At 45.9% G+C, this 12743-nt stretch carries 9 protein-coding genes; 6 read left to right on the top strand and 3 right to left on the bottom strand.

All coding sequences use genetic code 11. From position 1 onward, the window contains the following. The first annotated feature begins 241 nt into the window (after positions 1-241). Entirely contained in the window at positions 242-2353 is a 2112-nt protein-coding gene (locus AC6H3C_RS12530) for a M3 family metallopeptidase (RefSeq protein ID WP_497515702.1), read from the top strand. A 53-nt stretch (positions 2354-2406) separates the two neighbouring features. Here the strand turns inward: AC6H3C_RS12530 and AC6H3C_RS12535 are convergent, their stop codons facing one another. Both AC6H3C_RS12535 and AC6H3C_RS12540 read right to left on the bottom strand, forming a co-directional pair. Further along, the gene (locus AC6H3C_RS12535) at positions 2407-2862 is read right to left on the bottom strand and encodes a response regulator (RefSeq protein WP_497515704.1); all 456 of its coding nucleotides are present in this window, start codon (positions 2860-2862) and stop codon (positions 2407-2409) included. After that, positions 2831-4522, bottom strand: a complete 1692-nt coding sequence (locus AC6H3C_RS12540) for a PAS domain-containing sensor histidine kinase (protein ID WP_497515706.1) — start codon at positions 4520-4522, stop codon at positions 2831-2833. The genes AC6H3C_RS12535 and AC6H3C_RS12540 overlap by 32 nt, the downstream gene beginning before the upstream one ends. A 238-nt stretch (positions 4523-4760) precedes the next feature. On the opposite strand from AC6H3C_RS12540, the gene AC6H3C_RS12545 reads away from it, so the two are divergent. Then, a complete protein-coding gene (locus AC6H3C_RS12545; protein WP_497515708.1) occupies positions 4761-6080 on the top strand; it encodes a Gfo/Idh/MocA family protein in 1320 nt (439 codons plus the stop codon). Between the two features lie 312 nt (positions 6081-6392). Here AC6H3C_RS12545 and AC6H3C_RS12550 read toward each other — a convergent pair whose 3' ends face one another. Beyond that, a complete protein-coding gene (locus tag AC6H3C_RS12550; RefSeq protein WP_497515709.1) occupies positions 6393-7559 on the bottom strand; it encodes a hypothetical protein in 1167 nt (388 codons plus the stop codon). 154 nt (positions 7560-7713) lie between these two features. Between AC6H3C_RS12550 and AC6H3C_RS12555 the strand changes: the two genes are divergently transcribed. The 4 genes from AC6H3C_RS12555 (at position 7714) to AC6H3C_RS12570 (ending at position 12644) form a co-directional block, all read left to right on the top strand. Next, on the top strand, positions 7714-9060 hold the full coding sequence (locus tag AC6H3C_RS12555; RefSeq protein WP_497515710.1) for a 3-keto-disaccharide hydrolase: 1347 nt from the start codon (positions 7714-7716) through the stop codon (positions 9058-9060). A gap of 3 nt (positions 9061-9063) precedes the next feature. Beyond that, positions 9064-9903 (top strand): sugar phosphate isomerase/epimerase family protein, encoded by an 840-nt coding sequence (locus AC6H3C_RS12560; RefSeq protein ID WP_497515711.1) that lies wholly within the window; start codon positions 9064-9066, stop codon positions 9901-9903. Positions 9904-9923: 20 nt separating this feature from the next. Continuing rightward, positions 9924-11267: a Gfo/Idh/MocA family protein gene (locus tag AC6H3C_RS12565; RefSeq protein ID WP_497515712.1), complete on the top strand. Its 1344-nt coding sequence runs from the start codon at positions 9924-9926 to the stop codon at positions 11265-11267. 90 nt (positions 11268-11357) lie between these two features. Next, a complete protein-coding gene (locus AC6H3C_RS12570) occupies positions 11358-12644 on the top strand; it encodes an acetylxylan esterase (protein ID WP_497515713.1) in 1287 nt (428 codons plus the stop codon). Positions 12645-12743: the final 99 nt, after the last annotated feature.

The following is a 12743-nucleotide window of genomic DNA, read 5'->3' on the forward strand; positions in this document are numbered from 1 at the left end:
GGGCTGAGGCAAAAGGCGAGCCGGTGGAAATATGAGGAGGAAAAGAAATTGAAAAAAACTGCGTGAAAGAGAAAAGCTCTTTTTTGTGGTTATCTGATTCGAAAACTAAAAAAAGGGATGATTTATTAGGACTAATTCTGAATCTTAGGTGGTCCGTTTTTTTTCATCCTAACATTTGTCAGGGTATCCGTTTCCCGGTTTTTGTATTTTTCGGGCCAAAATTCCAAAACAGAAGAGTTATATGAAGAAAATTACCCCGACTCTTGTTTTATTACTGGCTACCTTTGTGGCCTGTAATTCATCAAAAGAGACAAAAAAAAACATGCAAAATCCTTTTTTTTCGGCTTATGAAACTCCGTTTCAGGTGCCGCCGTTCGACCAGATTAGCCTGGAGCATTATCTTCCGGCCGTTGAGGAAGGTATTAAACAGCAACAACTTGAAATTGATGTGATTACATCGAATGAAGAACCGGCTACCTTCGAAAATACCATTCTTGCATTCGACCAATCGGGTCGTTTGCTGAACCAGGTGATGACCGTGTTTGGAAATTTGAATTCGGCCAATACCAATGAAGACATGCAAAAACTGGCACGGGAGATCTTCCCGAAACAAACGGCTCACTCCGACAACATCATGTTGAATAAAGCCTTGTTTGAACGGGTAAAAGCCGTTTATGACCAGCGGAACCAAGCCGGATACGATCAGGAGCAATTGCGGGTCATTGAAAAATATTACCAGGATTTCGAGCGTAACGGCGCAAATCTGCCCGATGAAGGCCAGGCCCGTTTACGCGAACTGAACCAGCAACTTTCGAGCCTGAGCCTTAGGTTTGGCGAGAACCTGCTGGCCGAAACCAACAAGAATTTTCAGTTGGTGGTTGATTCGGAAGAAGATCTGGCGGGATTACCCGAAGGGCTCATTGCTGCTGCTGCCGACGAAGCACAAAAAAATGGTATGGAAGGTAAATGGGTGTTCACCCTGCAAAAGCCCAGCCTGATCCCCTTTTTACAATATGCCGAAAAGCGGGACTTACGCGAAAAAATTTACCGTGGTTATTTCATGCGCGGCGACAACCATAACGAGTTCGACAATAAAGAAATTATCGCTCAAATGGTTGCTTTGCGCGACGAGAAAGCCAAATTGCTGGGGTATGAAAATCACGCGGTTTATACGATTGACATCAACATGGCAAAAACGCCTGAGCAGGTGTATGATTTTCTGTACAAATTATGGAAGCCGGCATTGGCTGTTGCCAAAAACGAACGTAAAGAAATGCAGGCCATTATTGACCGCGAAGGCGGAAACTTCAAACTGGCGTCGTGGGATTGGTGGTATTATGCCGAGAAGCTTCGCAAACAAAAATACGATCTGGACGAAGAAGAGACCAAACCCTATTTCAGTCTCGATCAGGTGCGCGAGGGCATTTTTTATGTTTCCAACAAATTATACGGCATTACGTTTGAGCGGCGCACCGATATTCCGGTTTATCATCCCGAAGCCGAAGCCTGGGAAGTAAAAGAAGCGGATGGTTCGCACGTGGGCGTGCTGTACATGGATTTTCACCCGAGAGACGGCAAGCGGGTGGGGGCATGGAATACCGGTTACCGCAGCCAGTCGTATAAAGACGGGAAAAAATTTGAGTACCCGGTGACTTCCATCGTTTGCAACTTTACACGCCCCGGCGGCGAGTTGCCGGCCTTACTGACCTTTGATGAAGTGATGACCTTCTTCCACGAGTTCGGTCACGCCCTGCACGGCTTGTTTACCGACGGGCCTTACAAACGGACTGCCGGCCGTGTAGCTCGCGATTTTGTCGAACTGCCGTCGCAAATTATGGAAAACTGGGCAGCCGAACCTGAAGTCTTAAAAGTATATGCCAAACATTATAAAACCGGCGAAGTGATTCCCGATGAGCTGGTACAAAAAATTGTGACCAGCGAACACTTTAACCAGGGTTTTGCCACCGTGGAATACCTGGCCGCCTCCATCCTCGATCTCGACTGGCATACCCTGGAGGTCAACAGCGATGTGACGGCATTTGAAAAAGCTTCGATGGACCGCATCGGGCTGATTGATGAAATTATTCCGCGTTACCGGAGTACCTATTTCTCTCACATTTTCAGCGGTGGTTATTCGGCCGGTTACTACGTTTACATTTGGGCGGCCGTACTGGATACCGATGCTTTTCAGGCTTTTAAAGAGTCGGGAGATCTGTTTAACCCCGGGTTGGCTGCCAAATTCCGTACGCTGCTGGCCAAATCGGGCTCGGATGAGGGAATGGCTATTTACCGCAATTTCAGGGGGCAGGATCCATCGATTGATCCCTTGCTGAATAAACGGGGTTTGAAATAATCCCGGCGGATTAACATTCAGGAGGAGGCTGTTTTTAACCAGTGTGACAGGTGTTAAGAAATGGCCTCTTCCTGTGTTGATGAGGGATAGATAACTTTTTTGATTGCTTCAAACAGCAGACCCGGTTCAACGGGTTTGGAAACGAGGGCTTTGCATCCTGCTTGCAAAGCTTTTTCTTTGTCGCTGATCAGCGAGTGGGCGCTTAAGGCAATCAGCGGATAGTTTTCGTGACGTCCGGCAATGGCTGAAGCCAGTTTCAGCCCGTTTTCAACAGGCATCTTCAGGTTGAGCAACACCAGGTCGGCATGATCGGTTTGCTGCAAGGATTCGGTGTTGAACGATAAATTGTCAACCTGCGCCAGTTTTGCATTTGTTGACGCTAACAGATTTTTCAGAATAAAAACACTCATCGGGTCGTCATCAACAATCAGGAACAGTTTTCCCGAAAAATCGGGAACTGTTGCAGCCTCCCGGCCTTCAGCTATAAGGGGGCTCGGTAAGCACTTCAACCGGCAGTTCGAATGAGAAACAGCTCCCTTCGCCGGGCGTCGATTCGACCATGATTCGGCCGTTCAGGATTTTGGCCATATTTTTTGAGATGGCCAATCCAACACCAATGCCGGTGTACGGTCGGGTAAGCGATTCATCCACTTGCCTGAAATATTCGAAAATGGTTTCCTGGTGGCTTTCCGGAATGCCAATGCCGCTATCGCTGACCGAAAAGGTAATTTTTTTCGGATGATCAAACTGAACGCTATAGGCTATTTTTCCTGAATGAGTATATTTTATGGCATTTTTAAACAGGTTGAGCATAACCTGGTTGATTTTGGATTTATCAGCCAGAAATACCTGGTTCAGGAAATTCGGGTCAGGATTGTAATTTAATTCGATATCGTTTTGTTTGTTCGACAATGCCAGAATTTCTTCCAGCAGGGCTTTGTGTTGAATAAACAGGTCGATTCCTTTAAACCGCTCGCTCCTGATTTTAATATCGACCTGGTCGGTCAGGGCCAGGCTTAAAATATCTTCGATAATTTGAAGCAGATTTTTGCCGCTGTCATATATTTTATTGGCAAAGAATTCGGCTTGTTCAAGAGGTATTTTTTTACTGCGAAGTAAATCGCTGAACCCCAGAATGTGGTGGAGCGGGGTACGAAGTTCGTGGTTGATGGTGGAGAGAAAGGCAGATTTTGTCCGGTTGCTTTCTTCAGCTGCTTCTTTGGCTTTAATAAGCAATTCCTGGTTGTTTTTGGCGTTCAGGGCATTGGCAATGATATTACCCACTGTTTCCAGTAAATGAATATCTGCTTTCGGCCACTCTTTCTGTTTTTTCACCGAATCGAATCCCATAAAGCCGAACAGTTCTTTTTTGTAATGAATGGGTACAACCAGCAGGGAACGAATGTCCTGTGATTGCAGGATTTCTTTTTCAGCCATCGCTTCCTCAGTCATTTCAGCAACATCGTATATATAAATGTGTTCCTGCCGGTTTAGCTTTTTCATCCACCAGGGGAAAATCGAAACGGGCAAACCCTGAAGCTGATCAATCTCCGGTTTGATGCCGGGTGCACACCATTCATGTGTATTGTGCATGAACAGGTTATGGTGTTTCAGTAAAAAAACGTAGCTCCGGTCAATTCCTGAGAAAAGGCCGATTTTTTCGAGAGTATGCCGGATGGTATCATCAATTTTATCATGAGGAATACCCACAAAATCAGCCGATATGCCGGCGACAAGCTTCTCAATTTCATAACGGTATTTCAGGCGCCGGCGCGATTCGTATAAGTCCGAAATATTGATCAGGGTGCCTGTAAGCGACTCCGGGTTCCCGGATTCGTCAAGTCCCGTAATTCGTCCGGCGCTCTGCAAATTCATCCATTGAGCGTTCCGGCTCTTATGCCGGAATTCAACAAACAAGTTATCTTGTTTTTTTGATGAAAAGTGGCAAATAATTGTTTTGGATGCCGCTTGATTTTCCGGCCGGTTCAGTTTATACCAACCTTGTTTTTGGATAGGAATTAAATCCTCATCCGGGTAATCAACGATTCCGGCAAAGGCCTCATCTACGATGAAATCCCTCGATTTTAAATCCCAGTTCCAAATGCCAATCCGGATGTTCTCCACGGCTTTGAGAATGGAAGATTTCCCTGTTTTTCCGCTGTTTGCCATTGTGTTCGCAGTTTCAACTCATCGTTATTCCGGTCTCATGTTCATTTCGATAGATGAGTCGCCGTTAAATTATGATGTTGAGATTTCGTTTTTTTTGAAAGAGGTAATTTAAGGTTTTTTTTCTTCTTTGCAACGAATTGAGTTGGCTGAATCGTTTTTGTTTGTTTCATGATTGGACTTATTCTGTTACCTTTACTGGCTGTTTTTACTAACTAATTCATTAAAAAAAGAATACCTGATGAAAGAAACTGACAGAAGAAGTTTTATCAAACAATCTGCGGTAATAACGGCAGGCATGGCGGCATTACCCACGATCATGAATGCTGGTTGTTCCCCAAACGAAAAAATCAATGTCGGCCTGATCGGATGCCGGGGTATGGGTTTCACCGATCTTCAGTCGTTTTTGAAAAACAAAGAAGTTGAATGCGTTGCTTTGTGCGATGTAGACAAACGCGTACTGGAACCGCGTGCAGCCGAAATTGAAAAGCTGACCGGTAAAAAACCGCTGATGTACGCCGATTTTCGCGAAATGCTGGATCATAAAGACATCGATGCCGTTATTGTAGGCACCCCCGACCATTGGCATTGTTTACCGATGGTTTATGCTTCAGAGGCCGGCAAACATGTATACGTCGAAAAACCAATTGGAACCACCATCGAAGAATGTAACGTGATGATCGCTGCCCAAAAGCGATATAAAAATGTGGTTCAGGTGGGGCAGTGGCAGCGCAGCCATCCGCACTGGCGCGATGTCGTGGACTATGTGCAGGGCGGCAACCTGGGGCGGGTTCGTACCGTGCGCTCCTGGTCGAATGTCGGCTGGAAAAAATCGATACCGGTTGAACCCGACACCGAAGCGCCCGAAGGGGTGGATTACGATATGTGGCTTGGCCCGGCTCCCAAACGTCCGTATAATAAAAACCGCTTTCATGCCAGTTTCCGCTGGTATTGGGATTATGCCGGGGGGTTGATGACCGACTGGGGAGTGCATCTGCTCGATTATGCCCTGTTTGGCATGAACGAATATGTGCCGCAATCGGTGATGGCAGTTGGCGGTAAATACGCCTTCCCGGATGATGCCATGGAAACGCCCGATACCATGACGACCGTTTATGACTTTGGCAACTTTAATCTTGTTTGGGATCATACCATCGGAATTTACGGCGCCAATTACGGTGCCCGCGGACATGGCGTTGCTTTTGTCGGCGAGTACGGCACCCTGGTAGCCGACCGTTCGGGCTGGGAGGTTATTCCTGAAACGAAAAGTACCAGCACAAAAGAAGGTTTTACCGGAGTGGCACAGCAAGCCGCTCAAGGCGATGGACTTGATTTGCATGTAAGGAATTTTCTGGACTGCATTAAAAGCGGGAAAACCCCAAACTGCGACATCGAAACCGGGGCCCATATTGCCCGTATCGCCCACCTGGGGAATATCGCTTACCGTACCGGGCACAAGGTTTTCTGGAACCACGAGAAGCAGGAATTTATTAACGATGCAGAAGCCAACCAACTGGTAAAAGCCAACTACCGGGCTCCCTGGAGCTTACCTAAGATTTAGAGCCTCACACCTGATGTTCAAAAACTGTGCATGTTGCAGGTTTTGGGCATCAGGTGTTTCCTTCGAGAGAGCCAACAACCAGTTACCAATTACCAATTACCAGTTGCCAGTTGCCAGTTACCAATTAACCAATTAACCAATTAACCAATTAGCTAATTAGCTAATAACCAATGGGACAAACATTGGAACTTAGGTACGTATATGCTTTTAAAAACAAAGGACGCCGCGAAGCGCAGTGTTTCGCGGAGATCAGGCTTCCTGTTTCTATACCAAAATAACAATGCCAATTGCAACCAGTCCGTTCACCTGATTCTATTCAAACCGGATGAGTTCGAATGACAAATCGGTTTTGTTGATTCCTTCGACCTGGTACAAGGCTTTAAAATCATCAGAATTGATTTGTTTGAGGTATTCCTCCCGAAAATGCCGCATGTATTCGGGTTGGGTAAACTGTTTTACCGTCGAAATATTACCGATGTCCTGGCTCGACAGGAAGAATAAATACCGGTTATTGCCGTATCCGCCGGCATGGATCACCAGGGCATAGTCTTCTTCTTTCAGATTGTCGTTGCGGGCTTCATAAATTTGCGCACAGGGATCGTTCGATATGATATACTGGATAGATGTATTGGATATCCCGAATGAAAAATTCATTTTCTGAATGATGCTTTCAAAAATACCCATATTTTTGAAGTTGCTGACAAGAATGATATTATAATTCTTTAAATCAGTTGGTTGAACATCTGAAAGAAGCTTTACTTCAATCTCTCCACCGGTTTGAGCAAACACCTGGTAAATATCACTTTCGCAAAACGCTGCCATTTTTGACAAATAGGTCAGGTTCGACTTGGAAAGCAACTTAACAAGCTCCGGTTTTTTATCCAGAAGGTGTTCGTATTCAATTTCCGAATTAATCGAAAAATCGCGGTATATGCCCATCTTTCCGGTTGGCAACATGCCTTGAAATACGTAATAATCGCCCAGTACCAAAAGTGTTTTTAAATCGTTGTCGGCAAACTCCTGCCAAACCGGTAAGTCCTGCCAAACGGGTTTAGCTTCTTTTTCTTTTAAAATAAACAGGAAAAAGGTGATCAGGAAAAGCATAAGCGTAGCCAGAAAAGGAATGAAATACGACCGGTTTTTTTTTCCGGTATATTCTTTCCGGCTTTTGAAACTGACGTGGTATTTTCCGCGATCAATTTCAAAAACGACCTGATCTTTGCTCCCTTCATCATCATAATAATCCCTCAGTTTTTTCCTGACATTGTGAATGTAAACACGGATATTGGAGTCAGATTTGTTTTCATCCTCATACTTTTTGCCGAATAGTTCAACGCCAATGGTGTATTCTTTGGGATTTTTACCTTCGATGGATGCCAGCACCAGGTATTTCAGCAAATCGCAACTTATTTTCGATTTGGCAAAATGCCTGCTTTGAATAATTTTTTCTAAATAACTATGTATGAGCTCTTTGTTCAATGAAGTTGATTTAGTTGTAACGATACGTATAACCGTTATAAAACCAGTTTCCGGCTAACAAATATACCTGAAAAATCAGAATTTACTAATTTCGTTTGCGTTTACAGCCAATTTGTGGGTGAAATAGAATTGCTAACTAAAATTTGATCAAACCATGAGAAATTTCGTTTTATTTTTTTTATTGCTTGTCACCACCACTCTGTTTGCCAAAACAAATGACAAGGACTGGGTGAATTTGTTTAACGGGAAAGATCTCTCCGGATGGAAACAACTGAACGGGCAGGCGAAGTATGAAGTCATCAACGGCGAAATTGTAGGGACTACAGTAGCCAACACCCCGAATTCGTTTTTAAGCACCGAAAAAAATTACGGCGACTTTATTCTTGAACTGGAACTTTTGGTGGATAACGATATGAACTCGGGTATCCAGTTCCGGAGTTTGAGTATCCCTGAATACCAGAACGGGAGGGTACATGGTTATCAATGTGAAGTTGATCCGTCGGCCCGCGCCTGGAGCGGAGGCATATACGATGAAGCACGGCGTGGCTGGTTATATCCGGGAACATTAAATCCGGAAGGCGGAAAAGCATTTAAAAAAGGCGAGTGGAATAAATACCGGATCGAGTGCGTGGGTAACCACATCCGCACCTGGATAAACGGGGTTCCGGTGGCTCATTTGATTGACGACATGACTGCTGAAGGTTTTATCAGTTTACAGGTACATTCCATCGGCCGCGCGGAACAGGCCGGCAAACAAATCCGATGGAAAAACATCCGTATTAAAACCACGGGGCTCAAGCCAACTTTGACCCCGGATGTGTTTGTTGTCAATTTGTTAGCCAATGATCTGTCTGACACAGAGAAAGCCCAGGGCTACAAGTTATTGTTTGACGGAAAAACTTCGTCCGGATGGAAACGCGCTGATGCCGATGGTTTCCCGGAACAAGGATGGGAAGTAAAAGACGGTATCTTATCTGTTTTAGGTAAGAAAAGTGAATCGGAGAAAAGGCCGGGGGATATTGTAACGGTCGAGAAATTCAAAGCGTTTGATTTGCAGTTCGAGTTTATGCTGACCGAAGGCGCCAACAGCGGCGTAAAATACGGACTTGGCAATAATGGTCCTTCCATTGGACTGGAATACCAGATTCTGGATGACGACCGCCACCCGGATGCCAATATGGGAGCTGCCGGTAACCGGAAAATGGCGTCGTTATACGATCTGATTCCCGCGGAAAAGCAATCGAGGTTTGTAAATCCGGTGGGAAGCTGGAACCGCGGACGGGTGGTCGTTTATCCGGACAACCGGGTTGAACATTGGCTGAATGGCATTAAACTGGTTGAATACGTTCGCGACAGTAATATTTACCGCGCCCTGGTAGCTCGAAGCAAGTATGCCGGATTTGAAGCGTTCGGCCTGTCGGCAGAAACCCCGGTGTTGTTACAGGATCACAATGATACCGTTCATTTCAGAAGTATCAAAATCAAACCAATCAATCAGTAAACCATGAAATCATTTAAACCCGTTTATGCCCTATTGTTCGCGATCATCGTTCTGCTCGCTGCATCCTGTAATTGCGGCAAACCGGATACGGCTGAATTGAACCGGAAAGAAGCCAAATTTACACTTGGCGTAGCCTCATATACCTTCAGAAAGTTTACGATTGACGAAACCCTTGCATTCATGCAACGGCTGGAAATCACCAATTTATCGCTGAAAAGTTTTCATTTAAGACTGGATGCTTCGGATGAAGAAATAGCCCTGGCCGTACAAAAATGCAAGGATGCCGGGATTAATTTGTATGCCGGGGGAGTTATTTATATGACCAGCGAGGCCGAAGTTGACCAGGCGTTTGACTATGCCTCAAAAGCCGGGATGAAGATGATTGTAGGCGTCCCGAATCACGAGTTGCTTCCGTATGTCGAAAATAAAGTGAAAGCTTACGATATCAAACTGGCAATCCATAATCATGGTCCCGGCGATAAGCTTTACCCAAGCGCCGAAAGTGCCTATCTGCTGATTAAAGATTTGGACCCGCGCATGGGATTGTGTATCGATATTGGCCACACCAAACGGATTGCCCGTGATCCGTCACAGGATGTAAAAGACTTCTACGGCCGGGTTTTCGATATTCATATTAAAGATGTTACGCGGGCCGATCACGACGGTTCAACCTGTGAAATTGGTCGCGGTGTTATCGATATCAAAGCCTTCCTTTCAGACTTGATTGAACTGGAATACGATGGAATCGTTGCTTTTGAATACGAAAAGGACGGCGACGATCCTTTTGCCGGATTTGCCGAGTCGGTGGGTTACGTCAGGGGAATGTTGGATGCGCTGAGATAAACCTAAAACCAAAATATAGAATGAGTACAAACAGAAGAGATTTTTTGAGAAAGACCGTAGCCGGCGCTGCCGGAATTAGCCTGGGCGCTTCGGCGATGGGAATGTCGGCAAAGAGTTATTCGCGCATTATTGGCGCCAATGACCGGCTTAGTGTCGCTCTGATGGGCTGCGGGCGCAGGGTAGGGGCGTACTACACGGCCTTAAAAGATAAAAACAACAATGTCGACCTGGCCTATATTTGCGATGTCATGAAAAAACAACGCGAAAAAGTTGGTAAAGACTTAGCCGGGAAAGTATCGGGCAAAGCCGCTTTGGTAAATGACATCCGCGAGGTGTTTGCCGATAAAAAGGTGGATGCCATATTCAATGCCACCCCCGATCATTGGCATGCCCCGGGAACCTGGATGGCGATGGAGGCCGGGAAACACGTGTATCTGGAAAAACCCTGCACCCACAGTCCGGGAGAGGGAGAGCTGCTGGTCGCTTTTCAGAAGAAATACGGCAAAGTAATCCAGATGGGAAACCAGCAACGTTCATCCACCGAATCGATTGAGATCATGAATGAAATCCACAAGGGTATCATCGGGGATGTATATAGGGCCGTGGCTTTTTATTCCAATAACCGCGGACCTGTGGTTATTCCGCAAAAAGCGCCTGTTCCCGAAGGTCTCGATTGGGAATTATTCCAGGGGCCGGCTCCACATGTGGATTATATGCACGACATCTGGGACTACAACTGGCACTGGTATGGCTGGAACTGGGGAACTGCCGAGACCGGGAACAATGCCACCCACGAACTGGATATTGCCCGCTGGGCCTTGCAGGTCGACTATCCTGAACATGTGGATGTGCAGGCTGCCAAACGTCATTTCTTAGACGACGGCTGGGAAATGTACGACACCATGGATGCTACCTTCCGTTTTCCCGGAAATAAAATTATTAAGTGGGACGGAAAAAGCCGAAACGGGGCTAAAACTTATGGTTCTGACCGGGGTACAATCATCTACGGAACAGAAGGTTCTGTTTTTGTCGATCGCGGAGGCTACAAACTATACGACCGGAGCGGGAAGCTGATTCGCGACAGCAAATCAAGCGGCAGCGAAGCCGGTACGGCGCTTGGCGGCGGCGATATGACCGACGATCACATCATCAACTTCTTTGACAATATCCGGGGAAAATCGAATAAACTGAATTCGCCGATCGATATGGGGGCCATGAGCCAGTTGCTGACTCACTACGCCAACATCTCCTACCGCGTTGGTAAATCGTTCGACGTAGATACAAGCAACGGACACATTTACGACCGCGACGCTATGAAACTTTGGAACCGCGAATACGAACCCGGTTGGGCCCCAAAATTATAGTCTTTATTTAGATAAATTTTTCAATAAAAAACTCCGGTGTCTCACTGGAGTTTTTTATTTTTAGCCACCTTTTAATCCAATAAATTCTTAATGATGATGAAACTAACGAGAATACTATTTGCGCTTTCCTGTATTTTATCGATCTTCCTGTCGGTAAATGCACAACCTCAGAAAAAATTAGTGACAGTCGTGGTCACTCCCAATCATCCGGATTGGATGTATCGCAACGGCGAACCGGCCGAGTTTACCATATCCGTTTTTAAGAATGACATCCCCCTGGATGCGGATGTGAAATACACGATACGACCGGAGAAAATGGACATTTTGGACGAAGGGACGATCACCCTGAAGAAAGGATCCGCCGTTGTAAAAGCGAAGGGGATGAAAGCTCCCGGTTTTTTGCAGTGTCTGGCCGAAGTAGAGGTCGACGGGAAAAAATATTCCAGCTATTCAACGGCCGGCTACGAGGTCGACCGGATTATGCCGTCCACTTCGTTACCCGACGATTTTACTGCTTTTTGGGACGCCTGGAAAGAAAAACTGGCAGCGGTCCCTGTTGAACCGGTTTTAACGCTCATGCCTGAACGATGCACCGACAAAGTGGATGTATTTCATGTGAGCATGAAAAACATGGAAGGTAAAATTTACGGAATCCTGTGTAAACCGAAAAAGACAGGTAAATATCCGGCTATACTGCATGTGCCCGGCGCAGGAGTCCGGCCATATTACGGTGATGTAAGCGGGGCCGAACAGGGATTTATCACCTTGCAAATTGGAATTCACGGAATTCCGGTGAACCTTGATCCGGTGGTATACGACGATTTACGGGCCGGCGCTTTGATGAATTATAATCAGGCCTTAATGGATGATAAAAACAGTTACTATTACAAGCGTGTTTATCTGGGCTGTGTCCGGGCTGTCGATTTTATTTATGGTTTAGACGAATTTGACGGACAAAACGTGGCGGTTACAGGTGGAAGCCAAGGAGGAGCCCTTTCGATTATTACCGCTGGTCTGGACTCGCGAATTAAATACCTGGCTGCTTTTTACCCCGCCCTTTCCGACCTGACCGGTTATTTAAATGGTCGTGCCGGTGGCTGGCCTCACCTGTTCCAGACAAAAGAAACGCAGCGTGAAGCGCGAATTGAAACATCGAAATATTATGATGTGGTTAACTTTGCCCGTTTTGTAAAAGTTCCCGGTTGGTATTCCTGGGGATTTAATGACAACGTTTGTCCTCCCACTTCAATTTACGCGGCATACAATGTGATTGATGCGCCCAAAGAGCTGCACATTTTTCAGGATACCCAGCATTGGACCTATCCCGAGCAGCAGGAAATGAGGACAGACTGGCTGTACAACAAACTGAAAAAATGATTGTCGACACGGATTTTTTTCGCGGACAAGGAGTTGATATATCTCAATACCGCTAAAATTTCTAATCGTTTAAGGTTCATCCCAAATTTGGGGTGAACC

Source organism: Gaoshiqia sp. US2 (assembly GCF_059705485.1).